The organism is Paenibacillus sp. Z3-2, assembly GCF_054161325.1.
Map to the genome: position 1 here is coordinate 1,703,999 of NZ_CP096397.1, position 15,933 is coordinate 1,719,931.

At 42.9% G+C, this 15,933-nt stretch carries 26 protein-coding genes; all 26 read left to right on the top strand.

What is annotated here, in order from left to right; genetic code table 11:
* Positions 1-42: 42 nt before the first annotated feature.
* The 26 genes from M1D71_RS07535 to M1D71_RS07660 all read left to right on the top strand — a co-directional run bounded on the left by M1D71_RS07535 (position 43) and on the right by M1D71_RS07660 (position 15,848).
* Positions 43-240 (top strand): DUF7660 family protein, encoded by a 198-nt coding sequence (locus M1D71_RS07535; RefSeq protein ID WP_458125925.1) that lies wholly within the window; start codon positions 43-45, stop codon positions 238-240.
* A gap of 36 nt (positions 241-276) precedes the next feature.
* Positions 277-774: a YcxB family protein gene (locus M1D71_RS07540; protein ID WP_458125926.1), complete on the top strand. Its 498-nt coding sequence runs from the start codon at positions 277-279 to the stop codon at positions 772-774.
* Positions 775-789: 15 nt separating this feature from the next.
* Positions 790-975 carry a hypothetical protein gene (locus M1D71_RS07545; protein WP_458125927.1) on the top strand — a complete coding sequence of 62 codons (186 nt, stop codon included), beginning with the start codon at positions 790-792 and terminating at the stop codon, positions 973-975.
* Positions 972-1,265 carry an NUDIX domain-containing protein gene (locus M1D71_RS07550; RefSeq protein WP_458125928.1) on the top strand — a complete coding sequence of 98 codons (294 nt, stop codon included), beginning with the start codon at positions 972-974 and terminating at the stop codon, positions 1,263-1,265. Before M1D71_RS07545 ends, M1D71_RS07550 begins: the two co-directional genes overlap by 4 nt.
* 7 nt (positions 1,266-1,272) lie before the next feature.
* Positions 1,273-1,842, top strand: a complete 570-nt coding sequence (locus tag M1D71_RS07555; RefSeq protein ID WP_458125929.1) for a phosphoglycerate mutase family protein — start codon at positions 1,273-1,275, stop codon at positions 1,840-1,842.
* A 129-nt stretch (positions 1,843-1,971) separates the two neighbouring features.
* Positions 1,972-2,484, top strand: coding sequence for a nucleoside deaminase (locus tag M1D71_RS07560; protein ID WP_458125930.1), 513 nt, complete (start codon positions 1,972-1,974; stop codon positions 2,482-2,484).
* Complete coding sequence (locus tag M1D71_RS07565; protein ID WP_458125931.1) at positions 2,481-2,855, top strand: hypothetical protein; 375 nt, start codon at positions 2,481-2,483, stop codon at positions 2,853-2,855. Before M1D71_RS07560 ends, M1D71_RS07565 begins: the two co-directional genes overlap by 4 nt.
* Before the next feature lie 40 nt (positions 2,856-2,895).
* Positions 2,896-3,438 carry a GNAT family N-acetyltransferase gene (locus M1D71_RS07570; protein WP_458125932.1) on the top strand — a complete coding sequence of 181 codons (543 nt, stop codon included), beginning with the start codon at positions 2,896-2,898 and terminating at the stop codon, positions 3,436-3,438.
* A gap of 20 nt (positions 3,439-3,458) precedes the next feature.
* Positions 3,459-3,902 carry a Type 1 glutamine amidotransferase-like domain-containing protein gene (locus M1D71_RS07575; protein ID WP_458125933.1) on the top strand — a complete coding sequence of 148 codons (444 nt, stop codon included), beginning with the start codon at positions 3,459-3,461 and terminating at the stop codon, positions 3,900-3,902.
* Positions 3,893-4,123 carry a Type 1 glutamine amidotransferase-like domain-containing protein gene (locus tag M1D71_RS07580; protein WP_458125934.1) on the top strand — a complete coding sequence of 77 codons (231 nt, stop codon included), beginning with the start codon at positions 3,893-3,895 and terminating at the stop codon, positions 4,121-4,123. The genes M1D71_RS07575 and M1D71_RS07580 overlap by 10 nt, the downstream gene beginning before the upstream one ends.
* Positions 4,116-5,009 (top strand): PhzF family phenazine biosynthesis protein, encoded by an 894-nt coding sequence (locus M1D71_RS07585; protein WP_458125935.1) that lies wholly within the window; start codon positions 4,116-4,118, stop codon positions 5,007-5,009. Before M1D71_RS07580 ends, M1D71_RS07585 begins: the two co-directional genes overlap by 8 nt.
* Positions 5,010-5,036: 27 nt before the next feature.
* A complete protein-coding gene (locus M1D71_RS07590) occupies positions 5,037-5,798 on the top strand; it encodes an aminoglycoside adenylyltransferase domain-containing protein (RefSeq protein WP_458125936.1) in 762 nt (253 codons plus the stop codon).
* Between the two features lie 4 nt (positions 5,799-5,802).
* Positions 5,803-6,255: a GNAT family N-acetyltransferase gene (locus M1D71_RS07595; RefSeq protein WP_458125937.1), complete on the top strand. Its 453-nt coding sequence runs from the start codon at positions 5,803-5,805 to the stop codon at positions 6,253-6,255.
* Positions 6,256-6,308: 53 nt separating this feature from the next.
* Positions 6,309-7,220, top strand: coding sequence for a GNAT family N-acetyltransferase (locus M1D71_RS07600; RefSeq protein ID WP_458125938.1), 912 nt, complete (start codon positions 6,309-6,311; stop codon positions 7,218-7,220).
* The gene (locus M1D71_RS07605) at positions 7,180-7,770 is read left to right on the top strand and encodes an HD domain-containing protein (RefSeq protein WP_458125939.1); all 591 of its coding nucleotides are present in this window, start codon (positions 7,180-7,182) and stop codon (positions 7,768-7,770) included. Before M1D71_RS07600 ends, M1D71_RS07605 begins: the two co-directional genes overlap by 41 nt.
* Positions 7,771-7,817: 47 nt before the next feature.
* Positions 7,818-8,273: an NUDIX hydrolase gene (locus M1D71_RS07610; protein ID WP_458125940.1), complete on the top strand. Its 456-nt coding sequence runs from the start codon at positions 7,818-7,820 to the stop codon at positions 8,271-8,273.
* A 17-nt stretch (positions 8,274-8,290) separates the two neighbouring features.
* Complete coding sequence (locus M1D71_RS07615) at positions 8,291-8,620, top strand: HIT family protein (protein ID WP_458125941.1); 330 nt, start codon at positions 8,291-8,293, stop codon at positions 8,618-8,620.
* Positions 8,621-8,805: 185 nt separating this feature from the next.
* Complete coding sequence (locus tag M1D71_RS07620; RefSeq protein ID WP_186327778.1) at positions 8,806-8,964, top strand: hypothetical protein; 159 nt, start codon at positions 8,806-8,808, stop codon at positions 8,962-8,964.
* A gap of 108 nt (positions 8,965-9,072) precedes the next feature.
* A complete protein-coding gene (locus M1D71_RS07625) occupies positions 9,073-9,852 on the top strand; it encodes a hypothetical protein (RefSeq protein ID WP_458125942.1) in 780 nt (259 codons plus the stop codon).
* 136 nt (positions 9,853-9,988) lie between these two features.
* Complete coding sequence (locus M1D71_RS07630) at positions 9,989-10,657, top strand: zinc dependent phospholipase C family protein (protein ID WP_458125943.1); 669 nt, start codon at positions 9,989-9,991, stop codon at positions 10,655-10,657.
* On the top strand, positions 10,651-11,073 hold the full coding sequence (locus M1D71_RS07635; RefSeq protein WP_458125944.1) for a hypothetical protein: 423 nt from the start codon (positions 10,651-10,653) through the stop codon (positions 11,071-11,073). Before M1D71_RS07630 ends, M1D71_RS07635 begins: the two co-directional genes overlap by 7 nt.
* 27 nt (positions 11,074-11,100) lie before the next feature.
* The gene (locus tag M1D71_RS07640) at positions 11,101-11,658 is read left to right on the top strand and encodes a GNAT family N-acetyltransferase (protein ID WP_458125945.1); all 558 of its coding nucleotides are present in this window, start codon (positions 11,101-11,103) and stop codon (positions 11,656-11,658) included.
* 389 nt (positions 11,659-12,047) lie between these two features.
* On the top strand, positions 12,048-12,545 hold the full coding sequence (locus M1D71_RS07645; protein ID WP_458125946.1) for a PH domain-containing protein: 498 nt from the start codon (positions 12,048-12,050) through the stop codon (positions 12,543-12,545).
* A complete protein-coding gene (locus tag M1D71_RS07650; protein WP_458125947.1) occupies positions 12,542-14,095 on the top strand; it encodes a PH domain-containing protein in 1,554 nt (517 codons plus the stop codon). The genes M1D71_RS07645 and M1D71_RS07650 overlap by 4 nt, the downstream gene beginning before the upstream one ends.
* 138 nt (positions 14,096-14,233) lie before the next feature.
* Entirely contained in the window at positions 14,234-15,010 is a 777-nt protein-coding gene (locus M1D71_RS07655) for a Cof-type HAD-IIB family hydrolase (RefSeq protein WP_458125948.1), read from the top strand.
* Between the two features lie 175 nt (positions 15,011-15,185).
* Positions 15,186-15,848 carry an HAD family hydrolase gene (locus M1D71_RS07660; RefSeq protein ID WP_458125949.1) on the top strand — a complete coding sequence of 221 codons (663 nt, stop codon included), beginning with the start codon at positions 15,186-15,188 and terminating at the stop codon, positions 15,846-15,848.
* Positions 15,849-15,933 lie beyond the last annotated feature (85 nt).

Below are 15,933 nucleotides of genomic sequence, written 5' to 3' on the forward strand. Positions count from 1 at the left end.
CTTGTGAAGCTAATAACATCGAGATCAGGCGAATAAAACAACATGGGAAAAAGCTTATTTGAATTTGTAAATGAAGTCGAAGATGAAGTGACTTTTATGGCTTATTCAATAACGTCATTTCTGGAAGCGACAGCCAAGTGGGGGCAAGAGTCGCTGGATGGATTACTCCATTACAAGAAGCCGGACAACCCATGGAAGAGATGTGCTCAGATCATGTATATGGGCAAGATTTATGAGTGAATTGATAGATTATAACAAGTGGAGGGAATTAGTAACATGATGCGTATTCATCTGACAGAAGAAGATTACTGGCAAATGAACAAATTTGCGATGTTTAAACTGTATGGGAAGGGGATGCTGATCGCTGTATGTGTGCTGCCTGTAGCTATAGCCATAATATTTAGACAATTGGATTTTTCCTGGGTACAAGCCATTATTGCTGCGCTTCTCTGTAGTACATTTGCCAATGTAATGACCTACATACGAACCAAAAAGAAAATTAAGAAATTGGCACGGGAGAGCAAAGGGATACTGGGTGATCATCAACTTGAAATCTCAGAGCAGGAGATTCGCTGGAGCAATGATATGACTTCAGGTGCAACGCAGTGGAAAGGTCTGGAGAGCTTCAATGAGACAAAGCACTATTTCTTTATTTTCATTAATAAGGCAAGTGCGCATGTGATTCCAAAACGATCTTTTGAAACGGAGACGGAAGAAGTTCAGTTTGCGGAACAGGTTAGAGCACATATGAAAACTGCTCATCATAATACATAACGGAGGTTTATTTTCATGGCTTTTTTTGAAGTAGCATTAATTGTTGTAACGGCTCTATTGTTGGTAATCGGTGCCAAAACGAAACGTAAACCATTGCTTAAATGGGGTATAGCCAGTTTGATTTTATTGCTCGTACTCATTATTCCGTCATTCATCATGGGATTCATGGATGGGTTGTCCGATGGATGGTCAGCGAGATGACCAATGCAGTTAACAATGATATATCGTTTGAGCAAAATAACAACAAATTCAATTTTCGTGTGGCAGGTATTGTGATAGATAAAGGAAGTGTTCTTTTGCATACGACTGAACAGGACGATTTCTGGAAACTACCTGGAGGGCGCATGGAAATGAACGAGAGGACAGAAGGGCCTATTGTGCGAGAGATGATGGAGGAACTAGAGCAGATGGAAGTCTATCCTGTGTTTTTGAAAAAGGAACTGAATAACTTTCTTGATGCCAAAGGTATCAAACACTTCATTCAGAAATAGAGGGCTTATGAACATTACATTTATTCGTCATGGTCATGGTGAACACTTGATCGATTACCCTAACCAATTAAACTGCCTGCACCCTGGTCTCACTGAATTGGGAAAAAGTCAGGTTATAGCATTGCGTAAACAAATCGTTTTTGCGCCTGAAGACGTCATTTTGGTTAGTCCAACGAAACGTACGATTGAAACAGCACGCCTTCTAATCCCTAATAAAAATCTTGCGTTCTTCAGTCCGCTGGTTGGCCCAAGAATGTTTCCTCAGAATCCGGAGTTTGTTCCTTTAATCTGCGATCAGATCTATTCTAAGGAAGAACTCAGCAATCAGTATACTGACATAAGAATGGTTGAATTGGGATTGGACTGTTGGGAAGAAAGTATTAATCAGATGAATGCACAACACTTCGGGATATTAGCTGAACAGCTTCTTGAATGGTGCAGACAACAGAGTGGCAATACGTTTATCATTTCACATGACGGTACGATATCGAACTACAGGATTTTACTCGGAGAAAAAGGGTTAACCAAAAGTGATTTTCTTGGTGAAGCAGGACAGTACACGATCAGGAACTTTTAACGTAGCTTTAACCGCAATTATCGAAATCTGATGGACGAGATGAATTTTGATTTTGTTTGAAGCGACGGTGGAGCACAGAAGGAGTCTGTTGTGTAGGTGGTCTATAACTGTACTTAGGGGGGACTTTCAATGAAATTATCGGATTATGAATATTTAACTTTGGCTCTGGAAGAAGCAGAACAATCACTTATTGAAGGAACATATCCGATTGGTGCGATAATTGTGGATGTGGATGGGAATGTCGTGAGTAAAGGCAGAAACCGAGTCTTCTCGGAGTTGGACCCCACCGCACATGCTGAGGTGGATGCCATTCGTCGGGCAGGAAAGCATTTGCTGGATGTAGACAAGAAGAGATTCACGAAGAAAGACCTGACGCTCTATACTACCTGTGAGCCTTGTCCCATGTGTTCTGGTACCATTTTAATGTCGGGGATTAAAAAGATTGTATGGGCAGCGGATGATGAAGAATATGGCGGGCTTCGACGTTTCAAGGAAGGGCCTCATTTCATCCATATGTTCGACACGTTATCCTGTGTTGCAGCACCGTATCTTGATCTGGAAAACAGACAGAGAGCTTTGCTTGCCAAATGGAACATTGGTAGAGGTTTGCTTAATACAGAGTGGGAGATTCCCAAGCAATGAAGTCTATTCCGCTCTCTATATTTTTAGCCAGTGTCATTTTGGGTATCTCGTTTATTATTGGCTGTATATTGGTAACGAATCAGGGGAGCAATAGTGAACTGAATCAGGCAGCAGAGCAAAAAGTACCGAACGATAAAGTATTATTGACGATGCAAGAAACTGCCGAGTATCTGAGTATGACTGAAGAACAGGTGATGAGTATTATTAAGGCTGAACAAGGGAGTTTTACGGTGTCAGGTTTCTTTGATGGGAGAATGTTTCCGTTCATTAAGGTTCAGGATAATTTTTTTGTTAGTAGAGTGGAGTTGGATTTGTGGGTTCAGGAAGCATCTGCAAGTCACAGAAGATATATTAATGGGCAGATGCAGTAGTCTATGGGAACGATGGCATAATCAAAAGGGGAGAATTCACATGGAATTCGTGGGACAGAAAATTAAAATAACAACAGTCACAGAACAGGACCTCGACTTTATATGTCAAATTGAATGTGATGCAGGCATATGGAGCTTTGAGGAGACCGTTGAGACGGATGAGGAGAAGGTTCGCGAGAAATATCGTAGTCAATTTGCTGTCTCAGATGAGAAACCGTATGCCTATAATTTCGTTATACGTTGCTTGAGCGATCCTGAAGATACGCCCATTGGTGTCGTTCAAATGTGGAGTTATGTGGATTACCGAAAAAGCTGGGAACTTGGATTCGCAGTACTTTCCGAATATGCAGGGAGAGGATACGGGAGTGAAGCCACCCGACTTTTATTACAATTTGCGTTTCAAGAGTTACAAGCTCATAAGGTCGTTGGTATGTGCAATTCACAAAACGTTCGCTCAGCCGCACTGATGCAGCATGTGGGTATGTCACGAGAAGCTGTCTTCAGGGAAGAACTATGGTGGAATAATCAGTGGACAGACCAGTATTTTTTCTCGATTTTGGATAGAGAGTTTAAGCCAGTCTAATAGGTACGGGAGGATCTAAGATGACTAAGTTGGTAATGCTAAGTGATTTGGTTTTCGAATCTAACGATAAATTGGATCAGAGAATACGAAGCTTATTCGACCGTGACCAGCCTTCAATTGGATATGTACCTTCGTGTTCCGACCCGAATCGTAAGTATTTTGAACATGCCCGACTCTACTATGATCAAATAGGAATAGATAACATTCAATATTATGATCTCGATATGGAGTATGAGGAGAGTAAGTTTGGCTCTATTTTCGAATGTGATGCGATTCATCTATCCGGAGGAAATACGTTTTATTTTCTAAGTATATTACAGAAGAGAAATGTGCTTGGTCTGCTGCGTTCCTATGTGAAGAGTGGCGGCATTCTGATCGGGGTCAGCGCAGGCAGTATTCTGACTACACCTACCATAGAGATAGCTGGATATGGGGAGGATGCAGATAAAACGAAGTGGGCCTGAATGATATGAAAGCGCTGGGGCTCGTAAATTTTGAGTTTGCACCGCACTGGGATGGTTCGGAAGACACCCTGAATTCATTTAGAGAGTATACGCTCGTTAACAGTAAGGCGGTCTATGCATGCCAAGATGGTGGCGGGGTTGTAATTGACGGTGAAAGCGTAGAGTTATATGGAAATGTGCGTCTCGTAGATTACAAAGAAAGTGGGTCTATTGATGAATAATATTACGGTCTATCATTATGATGCTTTCTCCACGGTTCCCGGCCAAGGTAACCCGGCAGGAGTGGTTTTTAATGCTGATCATTTCAATGAGACGGCAATGCAACAGATCGCTTATCAAGTTGGATTTAACGAAACGGTATTTGTGTTGCACTCTGAAATAGCTGACGTCAGATTACGTTATTTTACGCCGGGTCATGAGATTAATCTGTGTGGTCATGCCACAATGGCGGCGCTGTATGGTTTGAAGACACGTGGTATGTTGAGTGACAAAGAGTTGATCACGATTGAAACCAATGTAGGCGTATTACCTATTCAATTTGAGCGAAATGGCGACACCATTTACATGGAAATGAAACAGGATCAGCCGCAGTTTAACCCATTCCAGGGTGATATCGAGAAGCTGCTAAGTACAATAAACTTAACTCTGGATGATGTGGACCTCTCTATTCCGATCGTTTATGGAAGCACAGGAACCTGGACGTTATTAATCCCAATCGGTGAACTGAACTCTTTTGTTAAAATGAAACCGGATTCTTCCCTATTCCCTGGTGTTTTGCTTGAGAATCCTAAAGCTTCGCTACATCCCTTTTGTTTTGAAACTCGTGATACCGATGCGATGATGCATGCCAGACATTTCTCTTCACCCTACTCAGGTACTACAGAAGATCCAGTGACTGGAACAGCTTCCGGTGTTATGGGTGCATATTATTTAACCTATGTGAAACCGGAGATGGACGAGGTACAGTTTGTGGTAGAACAAGGGCATGAGATTGGAAGAGATGGGAAAGTTCAAGTGAAAGTGATTAGGGATGGTGAGGATATGGATGTCAGAATAAAGGGGACAGCTGTTTTTGTGTGTGAATTGAACGTTACATTGGAAACCTGATAAATGTACATAAAGGAGCGACTTTTGTTGAATGAAAAGACTGTTTTAGATAGCGTTACTCTTATGTTGAAAGAAGAATTAACGGATGCCTTGGTGGGAATCTATTTACACGGTTCTATGGCCATGGGATGCTTTCATCCGAATCAGAGCGATATCGATATATTGGTAGTTAGCCGGGAAAAGCGATCTGCAGACACCTATCGAAGGATTGCAAAAAAGTTAATGCATATTGAAGATGAGATGCACATTACGAAAGGTTTTGAACTCAGTATCTTACTGGAATCTACGGTTGTTAACACGGTATTCCCGACTCCTTTCGAATTTCATTACTCTGCGTATCACCGGGAGAAATATCGAACGGATGAGCAATATCTATGTGGTGGATATGAAGATCCGGATCTGGTAGCACATATGGCGGTCATCTATGATCGAGGTATTGCGCTGGAAGGTAAACCAATTAAGGACCTTTTCCAACCGGAAAATCGTGGACATATGATTGCCTCAATTACATCGGACGCGAGTTCAGCTATGGAAGAAATTGTGGACAATCCTATCTACTATGTATTGAGTCTGTCCCGGGTTCTCTTGTATGTTAAGGATTCAGTCATTCACTCCAAGCGAGAAGCAGGAGCATGGGCACTTACAAACCTTCCCTCTAAATACAAGGATGTCATCTCACAATGCCTTGCAAAGTACAATGGTGAACTGGAGAATGTGAATTTGAGTGAAGCATTACTTCTAGAGTATGCGGAATATATGTTGAATCAGATCCAATTGAAGGGAGATTAACATTTTGCAAATTATTGATATTCGGCAGAAGCCGGACGTGCTGCAAGAAGCAGTACAGTATTTTTGGAAACAATGGGGCTCAGAATCAAGCTTCCATTTCTATCGGGATTGTATAGAGCGTTCTGTGGATACAGAGAGTGATGTGCCAAGATTTTATGTGATGCTGGACGGAGACCGAATTATGGGTGGGTACGCTTTGTTGCGAAGCGATTTGAATAGCAGGCAGGATCTCTTTCCCTGGTTTGCATGTCTTCATGTTGATCCAGAATATCGGGGCCAGAATCTAGGTGAACAACTTCAGACTCATGCAATGAATGAGGTGAAAGCGAAAGGGTATGACAAGCTGTACCTATGTACTGATCTGACCGATTATTATGAAAAAAGTAATTGGACTTATATCGGTAAAGGATACCTGCTTGATGATGAAGAGACGCGAATCTATGAATATATGATTTGATTGAGATCATCCATGCTGTAGGGCTCTGTCTCGAATTTGGGAGGAATGAACCTATGATAACCGAGATTGATAAACATGACTTTATTAAAGTGAAGCATCTCACGGAATCGTGTCAGAATATTGAAGTTAAGGCTGTGGTATCTGGCTTAAATCCAGGACGGATCTATGTCGATGATGAAGAGAATATCACAGCAGCTCTAATTTGGGTACATGGACAATCTGGTTTTCAGTTGATCGGAGACTCTCGAAGTGGCCCCTTTCTGAACGAATTGAAAGATTTCATGCAGGAATGTATTGAACCTGAGTTATTGAACTTACATATTTATGCCGTTGAGATTGGTGTGGTGGACGAAGCCTGGGAAGATGTTCTTCAGCACATCTCGGGGGAAAGAGAGATCTCCAGTGATATTCAGCATGTATTCCAATTGAATCCAGATCATATAAGTCATCAAGTACCTATCGGCATAAATACTTTCCAGGACGAGGAAGTCAGAATTCTCAGAATAGATCAAGTGCTATTAGGAGAGAAAAGGTATAACAATTCTTCTTTTCTGAAAGATAAAATCTCTCATTTTTGGACGACAATAGATGATTTTTTACAACATGGTTTTGGCTACATTGCAGTGCATAACGATGATATCGCGAGTGTTTGCTTTTCGGCATTTATTGCAGATCAGACACATGCGGTTGATATTGAAACGGTTGAAGTCTATAGAAGAAGAAATTATGGTGCGATGGTGGCAAAAGCGTTTGTAAAAGAATGCAGTCGCGTAGGCATACATCCATATTGGGATTGTTCCCCGGACAATGCAGGCTCAATTCGTCTGGCACAGGGTGTGGGCATGTCACTGGACTTTAACTATAAAGTCTACTGGTATGACCTTTCTATAAAGATTGGGTATCGATATGAAGGAGGATATACTGTTGAACGACACATTACAGGATCAGATTCATTTTCTCATTGAAATTGATAAACTAAAAACGATTGAACGGAGAACAAGAATTATCCATGGAGAGAGACTTGAAAATGATGCGGAGCATTCCTGGCATCTGGCGATGATGGCTTTGGTTCTACAGAGTCACGCCAACAAGGATGTGGATATTCTTAAAGTCATTAAGATGCTTCTCGTTCATGATCTGGTCGAAATTGATGCTGGAGATACATTCGCTTACGATACGGTGGGGAATACGGGTAAATATGATCGTGAACTCAAAGCGGCTCATCGGCTGTTTGGTATGTTGCCTAAGGAACAGGCTGAAGAACTACTCCAATTATGGTTAGAGTTTGAAGCAAAGCAGACGACTGAAGCACAATTTGCTTCATCTCTCGATCGGTTGCAGCCTCTAATCCACAATCATCAGAATGAGGGGGATACATGGCAGAAATATAACATTACAAGTGAACAGGTGTTAAACAGAAATCGTGAGATTGCTGACGGTTCCGAAACATTGTGGGAGTATGCGCAGCAGCTTGTTCAGAAATCCGTGGATCAGGGAATCTTGACCAAATCATAAGGATACGTTTTTAACGGACGCACTTTGAAGATGGGGGAGAAACATGTATGGGATATATCATGGAGCTAAGAAAACTGGTGGGCCCGCGTCCTCTAATTATGGCGGGCTCATGTGTACTCGTGTTCAATGAGGAAGGTCACCTGCTGCTACAAAAACGTACAGATAGTTTGGATTGGGGGACACTTGGGGGATCTATGGAACCCGGGGAGTCATTGGAGGAAGCAGCTGCGCGGGAATTGTATGAAGAAGCCGGACTGAGAGCGGAATCGTATAAACTCATTAGCGTTTTTTCTGGTGAGGACATGTACTATCAGTATCCACATGGTGATGAAGTTTACAACGTCATGGCTGTTTATGAAGCTGTAGGTATCAAGGGCAGCCCAACCATTATGGATGATGAAGGGCTGGAGCTCCGATATTTTGATCTGAATCAGCCGATCCCTGAGATCAATCCGTTTACGGAATATGTATTGAAGAAGGCAGGATATATCAGAACTAACTAGTAAGAGGAGGGTATGTTATGACGCAGGACTTCTATTGTGATGAGGTGCTGAGTGGTAAAACGCAAGTCAAAGTTGTCATGGAAACAAATAACGTTATGGCTTATCATCACACTAGGCCTTACTACACGCATCACATCGTGGTGATTCCCAAGATTCATATCCAATCCTTCATTTCAGAAGAAGAAGAGAATAATGATGAGCTACTCTTAGAAATGATGCAGGTCATTAAAAAAGTAGCTGCTGACTTGTTAGCTCAGACAGGAGCATCCAAGATTGTGACGAACCTGGGCAACTATCAAGACTCGAAGCATCAACATTGGCATATAGTCAGTGGTGAACGAACTTAGGAAACTGTATACTGGATTATAAATCTTCCACCTTTCTCGTACAGGTGTGGAAGATTTTTTTATTTTCAACTGATAAGCACGCTAAATGCCCCTTAGCCCCTTACATCTACCAGAAAAGTTAATTGAGGAAAAATATGCTAGAATAGGGAGTGATAATTTAATAGGTTCAATTAGGAGGAATAATGATGATGTTTGGTTCTATCATTACAATATTAGCAATGTTGATTAATGTATTGTTATATGGACTGGGTGTGTATGCGCTGATCCTGTTTATTAAGTTAGCTCAACGTGGGATTCAGGCATTGGATATCTACCTGTATGAGAAACGCGGAGAGCGTTTCTAACGTTCACCATCTCATACTCGAACAGAATTATCATTTTTCTCTCAGTGTTTTATCTTTCCTGTTCTAGTATGATTAACGCATCATCCCGGTAAAGAGAGGGTTAATAACATGGAAGCTTTTTTAGAGCAAATTAACGAGTTAAACGAGCTTCAGAAAGACTTGGTCAGCATACATCCTTTGTTTGCAGAACATTATCCAGTGGTTGTAGCCTATGAGGCTTTATTATATATCTATGATTATTCGTCCAAAACACAACAATATGAGTGGGTGAAGACGGTTCCGGACGATTTATATATTCCAGATGAATGCCTTGCTGCGATGCCTGTCCATCATATGGATGGACGAATGTGCGCGATTGTAACGGATGAAGCTTTTAAAGATCTGGAGCAGAAAGTCTATCTATTCCACGAATATGTTCATTGTTATGTATATGAGAAATATGATGAACGGATCGTGAACCGTCTCCAGATTAAGCATAAAATGGACCAACTGAAGCGTGTAACATGGGAACTGGATTATGAGTTTCCGTATGAAGACGAAATCGTTGTGGAGCGGATTAACTCATTGTTGTCTGCGTTGAAGAGTAAGGACCTAACGGAAGTGAAAGCAGCTAGAAAGGCACTGTTCGGTTCATTAAATGAAGAACAAGCCGATTACTGGAGCTGGCTGGAGTGGAACGAAGGTTATGCAAGGTATGTTGAGAATCTAATTCGGGCAAAATTCGGACAGGAAAGCAATCATATGGGAGATACAGCTCCGTTTAATCGTCTGGTATTCTATGAGTGTGGGTCGGAATATATTAGTCTGCTCGCACAGGAACAGCCGAAGTACCATACGGATCTGGAGCAGCTGTTTAACCGGATGCAATTGGAGAGAATACAGGGATAGTCACATATCTGCGGTGCAAAAAGGTGGAACATAACGGAGTCTCACTATTCCAGTGATCTGCATGCTGCACAAGTAGGTTATATCGCTTCTTTTCCTAAGTATAGTAAATACTTCCCGATAAAAGGAGATTGTCTCTATGCCGCTACCCATGGTTCATCTCAATATTGCTAATCTAATTGCAGACTCTCTGCAAGTGCAGACTGATCGAGGTTCATTCTATCTGGGGAATATCGCCCCGGATTCCATACATATGCGTGAAGGCACAACCAGAGACGATAAGGAGTACACCCATTTCAACCCAAAGGATGAAGGAGATTACGTTGGACGACTGCAGGAACTTTACTCATCGTATATGCAACAACTCACCGATGAAGGATGGAAGTGGTTTGTGCGTGGGTACTTTATGCATGTGCTGACAGACTATTACTGGTTCCGGAGTGTACATCCTGAATTCGTAGAACGGGTCAATAAGGCAGACCAACACACAGGCATTAGCAGATCGAAGGATGAACTGGCTCAATTATATTACAAGGAGACGGACCAGATCGATTTCAATCTCTATCAAGGTTCAAGTTGGAGTGAAGAGGTATGGCAGGTGCTCAACAGTTCACCAGGCTATGACATGACGGGTCGTTTAACTGCTGATGAGATTATTCGCTGGCGGGACCACACGTTTTCTTTTCTGAATGGGGTAGAACCGGGAATTACTCCTGAGTTTATTACAGGTGATAGGGTTCAAGTATTTGTGGAAGAGACTGTACAGCGTTTGATTTCTCTGTTATCTTCGTGGGAAGCGGTATGGTGAAATATGTAGGCTTGTTGATCGCACTCTTCATTGCCACGTTTATTACAGGGTGCAGTCAACCGAATGAACCGGACTCGGAAGAGGGCCTTCCAGTGCTGATCACCTTAACCTGTAATCCAGACTTCACTTTTGAAACATGCCAAGATGTTGAGTTTGATCGATCTGACGAGATACGGATCATGATGGAGGCCATACATAAGGCAGAGCGTTTGCCGGGTAATCTGAATTATGGCACACAGTACAAGATGAGCATAACGAATGCGGATGGCTCGATAACGCGGTACGATTTTTCATTAGGAATGGACCCCAAGATGCAAGGTCTGCTAGTAAACCAGGAAGACACGACAACTGGATATAGCATATCTCTTGAGGATTCTAACCAATTAAGAGGATTGATCCAGCGACGTACAGATTAAGAAGGTATATGGAATGGAGAAGAACCTGTGGATGACAAAATTATCATTGAACCTTTGACACAATCGGATGCAGAGGGAGCGTATCAGGTGTTCGAGACAACCATCCCTGTGGCATTCGAACAGGAGGGCATTGCCTCGCTTTTGGATGATATCCAGGATGAAATAGCGCATAAGAGAGCATTGATTCACACTGCATTGCAGTCAGATCACAACAAGGAAGCAAGTGTATTTTTCCTCGTGGCCAAAATGGGTAAGTCCATTGTAGGAACAATCTCATATGGACCTTGTGGTGAGGAGATCCGAGAATGTACAGATCACCGGCTGAACGATGTCGGAGAACTGGGTAGCTTGTACGTTTTGCCCGAGGTTCAAGGTCTGGGGATTGGTTCGGCGCTTATTCTCGCACTGGTTACTGAACTACAGCGGCTGGGAATCCAGCAATTCTGCCTGGATAGCGGCTATCGAATCGCACAGAAGAAGTGGCAACGCAAATTCGGTGAACCCTATGTCGTGGCGAAGAACTACTGGGGCGAAGGAACAGACCATATGGTATGGTTATGTGAAGTACAGAATTTTATAGTATAAGAGATTGTTCAAAAAGCCCGCTTTTGATTACGAAGGATGCCTAATGGCATCATCAGCGTCGACTATGGAATTCAACCGAATAAGCAGACGCTTACGGAGTATGTTTCCTTTGGAAACATTGTAGTTGCTCACGTAGTTTTCCCTACGCTCCGCTACTCCATTTCTAGCTTCATCCCATCTTCTCGGTACTGAAAACCAATCTTTTTGAACACGCATTAAAGTTAAATAAATAATAGAGATGGCGACCTGTACCGTACAGGGGTCATCTCTTTTACTTCAGCGAGTTTTGAGACACGCCCTGACTAAATCTTTCTGCATCGATCGTGGACGATTGTTCGTACAGTGTATTATGTGTGTTTTTATGTACCCGAGGAAAAAGGAGTGAACATATGTCAATCCAGTGGAATACACCCGAGCAACGGCTTTCCCCTCATGCGGTAAACTTGTGGAGAATTAGCGCCATCATATGGAATGTAATAGGCATTCTGATACTTTCCGTACTGTTAATACTCGACTCCATCTATGGATGGAAGACGTGGATTGGTTGGATTTTGTGGGGCGTTACAGCCATATCTGTGCCCTATGCGGTGTGGGATATTTTCATTCAGCCTTCATGGTTATACAAGCATTGGTACTATGATGTGAATGAGGAGTTTCTGCAACTGAAGCATGGGGCGCTAACCAAAGTACATCAGATCATCCCTATGGCGAAAGTGCAATCAGTTACAACGAATCAGGGACCTTTGATGCGAAAATATGGACTCTATTCCGTATCGGTCGGCACGATGGGTTCCTCGCATGACATCCCGGCATTGCCAGAGCAAGTCGCGCTTGCACTCCGTCATCAGATCGCATCCTATGCGCGAATTAATGAGGTGGATGAATGATCGATATGAAACGACATCATCCATTAACCATGCTGTGGAGCTTGTGGAGACTGGTGAAGAATTCGTTCGCGATCATCCTGTTTTTGTTTGTTTTCCGTCAGGGCACAGAATCCCAATGGGTCTTCTATGGAAGAATCGCCTTTTACATCGGGATATCCATCAGTATTATTTCGATTATCTTGAAGTGGTTTACCTCTCGGTACACAGCAGATGATACGGCCTTTCATATCTACAGTGGTGTGTTCAACCGTACCCGAAGAACGATACCATACACGAAGGTCCAGAATGTGAATCGTCATACGACCCTGTTTCATCGTTTATTCCGGGTGACGTCAATTCGATTCGAGACCGGAATTAAGGGAGAAGATGCTACCTTTCAGTTACACGTTGTTTCACTTACCGAAGCGGAACAGCTGGAGAAAGTTGTAGCAGGTCATATGGCTGAAGAAGCAGAAGCAGCAGAGGAACATGTTACGTTAGATGTAGATGAGTCCATCGAAGAGGGAGAGGAGCAATTTGAACCTGTTATAACGGGTGAAGTCATGTCACTACCTGCCAAAGAAAAACAGGAACAGGTTGTTCATTATCATTCCACTCGGAAGGACATATTGAAAGCATCCTTTACGTCGCTTAGTTTTCTCGTACTGATTCCGGTCCTGGGTACGCTCTATTCGTGGGTGAAGGACTTCTTCCCAGATGAAGAAGTAACGGAAAGTTTGTTATTAACCTGGCTCGATTCCTGGTGGATTGCCGGTTTAATGATTGTAGTTTTATTGATCATATCTATTGCTCTGGGCATTGTCAGAACGTTTGTGAAATATGGAAACTTCCAGATTACCTCGGATGCCAAGCGGATCTATATTACGAAGGGCATGATGGAGCAAACGTCATTTTCAATCCTGAAAGAGCGAGTCCAAGCCGTGAAAATTACACAGTCTCCGATGAAAAGGCTGCTTGGACTTGCAGAAGTAGAATTGACTACTGCAGGTAGTTTGGGAGAATCCGATCATGAGGTGAACTCGCTCTATCCATTCTTGCCTGTGAAGCAAGCCTATACCATGATAGAGGAGATTCTACCGTCCTATCGGGTCACACAGGAGATGGAAAAACTTCCGAGAATATCATTATGGCTGCGCCTGCTCAAACCAAGTTGGGGATGGATCATTATCACGGGTTTACTGTGGTATTTCAAACCATTCGTGTTTGGACAGAAGCATGCCTGGTGGATGATTTCGGCGATTCTTTTAGTGTGGATTGCAACATGCAAAGTGGTGGACTTTTTCCATACCAGATACACTCTGAACCAGAATTTCATTCAACTTCGGAGCGGCGCGCTCACGTCAACACTCTTCATCTCCAAACGTGAGAAAGTCATCGAAGTGCAGATCACCCGTAATATGTTACAGCGTTGGTTCGGTGTTGCGTCCATTCATACGGTAAACCGTGCCAAACCTGTTCTGCATCATCGCGCACATGACATCCCCCTTGATACGGCGGAGTCATTTCAATCATGGTACATGGGACGTACCCAAGATGTTCAGACCCGTTAAACGTAAGAGCAAGTGCAGGAAGACCGCATCCGGTTATTCTGTACTTGCTCTTTTTACTTGAGGTATTTTTATAAGAAGGAGGCACCGATGAAACATCTCGTACCCATGAGCGACCAGGAGTAGAGGAGGAAGAACATTTTGATTAAAGCCGTGTTCTTTGATGTGGACGGTACATTGCTAAGCGAAGTGGATCGGGGTTTATCACCACGTACAGCAGAGTCGATCAAGGACTTGATTCGTAATGGTATACACGTTGTACTTGTCACAGGCAGACCCCTTAATTTATGTGAAGAATTCCAGAGTCTTGGAATCGATACAATCATTTCGGCTAACGGAGCATTGACCAAAGCAGGTAATGAAGTGATACATAAGTCAGTTCTTTCTGCACAGATGGTTAGAGAATTTAGTGAGTTTGCCGAGTTACACGGGCACAGTATTTCATATTTTACAGAGTCCTTTGAGATGAACGAGTTGTGTACAGCAGATGATCGTGTTACTGAGGCATTACGAGATACGCTGGGACTGGCGGATTCCCCACAGAAAATCAGTACGTTGGAACAGGAGGTATATTGCATCTGCTTATATGCGGATGAGGCAGAGACGGAGAAATTTCAATCCAGATTTCCTTCCTTACGGCTCGTGAGATTCCATCCGTATGTAGTGAATGTGCTGGAAGCGAGCGAAGTCAGCAAATCTACAGCAGCAGAGAAAGTTCTCGACTATCTGAAGATAACCAGAGATGAGACGATGGCCTTTGGCGATGGGGAGAATGATGTGGATCTGCTAATATATGCGGGGATCGGAATTGCGATGGGAAATGGCGGAGTGCGGATTAAACAAAGCGCCGATTATGTTACCCTGCGGGCAAGTGAAGACGGAGTCACCCATGCGTTGATGCAATTTAAGATTATATGAGATGCATCCCCGAAATAGATGAAGGATATCCCAATTGTGGATTTTCATGTAGAATGATATAGCACGTATAAAGCCCTAAAGCATAGGGTGTTTATCGAAGGGTGACTTATGAAAAAGATTGTTATCGTAATCCTGTCTCTTTCATTTAATCTGTGGATATCGGGGGAAAAGAACTATGGATCATATTAAAGCGGTTATTTTTGATTTGGACAATACAATCCTAAACAGAACGATGACCTTTGACGGATTCACGCAGAGCCTGATTAAGACTTATTTTGGTCATCTAGAATCAACCGAAGATATCAGCAAGCGGATTATTGAACTCGACCAGGATGGTTATAAGGACAAACCCCTTCTTTTCAACGAGTTGTTGCATGAACTACCTTGGGCAGAGCATCCGCAACATGCAGAACTGATGGAGTTCTATGGCAGAGAGTATGTGCGAAGTTCAGTTCTGATGGAACAGGCGCGAGAAGTCGTTCAGCATCTCAGAGGAAAATATCGAACCGCGCTAATTACCAATGGGCAGACCGATATTCAGTATGGGAAAATCGATCAACTTGGTATTCGGGATGATTACGACCATATTATTGTTTCAGAAGAGGCTGGAGTCAAGAAACCCGATCCTCGGATATTTCAGCTTGCGCTCGATCATTTCGGTCTCACTCCCGAGCAATGCATTTACATTGGCGATCACCCGGTGAACGATATTCAAGGTGCGGCAAATATTGGCATGAGTACGATCTGGATGAAGGTTAACCAGCCATGGCAGGACACCATTACGACTGGTCCTTTACATACGATTGAGCATCTAAGTGAGCTAAAGGAATTGCTTTAGAAGAGGGTTATATAAATAACCTGAAGAAGGGGAGCTAAAAGCTTTCTGAAAGAAAGCTACTTCGGAAGCATAAACCTCCCCTTTA

Coding starts and splice junctions, on each gene's coding strand:
- M1D71_RS07535 (WP_458125925.1), top strand. CDS start 43: ATGGGAAAAAGCTTATTTGAATTTGTAAATGAAGTCGAAGATGAAGTG.
- M1D71_RS07540 (WP_458125926.1), top strand. CDS start 277: ATGATGCGTATTCATCTGACAGAAGAAGATTACTGGCAAATGAACAAA.
- M1D71_RS07545 (WP_458125927.1), top strand. CDS start 790: ATGGCTTTTTTTGAAGTAGCATTAATTGTTGTAACGGCTCTATTGTTG.
- M1D71_RS07550 (WP_458125928.1), top strand. CDS start 972: ATGACCAATGCAGTTAACAATGATATATCGTTTGAGCAAAATAACAAC.
- M1D71_RS07555 (WP_458125929.1), top strand. CDS start 1,273: ATGAACATTACATTTATTCGTCATGGTCATGGTGAACACTTGATCGAT.
- M1D71_RS07560 (WP_458125930.1), top strand. CDS start 1,972: ATGAAATTATCGGATTATGAATATTTAACTTTGGCTCTGGAAGAAGCA.
- M1D71_RS07565 (WP_458125931.1), top strand. CDS start 2,481: ATGAAGTCTATTCCGCTCTCTATATTTTTAGCCAGTGTCATTTTGGGT.
- M1D71_RS07570 (WP_458125932.1), top strand. CDS start 2,896: ATGGAATTCGTGGGACAGAAAATTAAAATAACAACAGTCACAGAACAG.
- M1D71_RS07575 (WP_458125933.1), top strand. CDS start 3,459: ATGACTAAGTTGGTAATGCTAAGTGATTTGGTTTTCGAATCTAACGAT.
- M1D71_RS07585 (WP_458125935.1), top strand. CDS start 4,116: ATGAATAATATTACGGTCTATCATTATGATGCTTTCTCCACGGTTCCC.
- M1D71_RS07600 (WP_458125938.1), top strand. CDS start 6,309: ATGATAACCGAGATTGATAAACATGACTTTATTAAAGTGAAGCATCTC.
- M1D71_RS07610 (WP_458125940.1), top strand. CDS start 7,818: ATGGGATATATCATGGAGCTAAGAAAACTGGTGGGCCCGCGTCCTCTA.
- M1D71_RS07615 (WP_458125941.1), top strand. CDS start 8,291: ATGACGCAGGACTTCTATTGTGATGAGGTGCTGAGTGGTAAAACGCAA.
- M1D71_RS07620 (WP_186327778.1), top strand. CDS start 8,806: ATGATGTTTGGTTCTATCATTACAATATTAGCAATGTTGATTAATGTA.
- M1D71_RS07625 (WP_458125942.1), top strand. CDS start 9,073: ATGGAAGCTTTTTTAGAGCAAATTAACGAGTTAAACGAGCTTCAGAAA.
- M1D71_RS07630 (WP_458125943.1), top strand. CDS start 9,989: ATGCCGCTACCCATGGTTCATCTCAATATTGCTAATCTAATTGCAGAC.
- M1D71_RS07635 (WP_458125944.1), top strand. CDS start 10,651: ATGGTGAAATATGTAGGCTTGTTGATCGCACTCTTCATTGCCACGTTT.
- M1D71_RS07645 (WP_458125946.1), top strand. CDS start 12,048: ATGTCAATCCAGTGGAATACACCCGAGCAACGGCTTTCCCCTCATGCG.
- M1D71_RS07650 (WP_458125947.1), top strand. CDS start 12,542: ATGATCGATATGAAACGACATCATCCATTAACCATGCTGTGGAGCTTG.
- M1D71_RS07660 (WP_458125949.1), top strand. CDS start 15,186: ATGGATCATATTAAAGCGGTTATTTTTGATTTGGACAATACAATCCTA.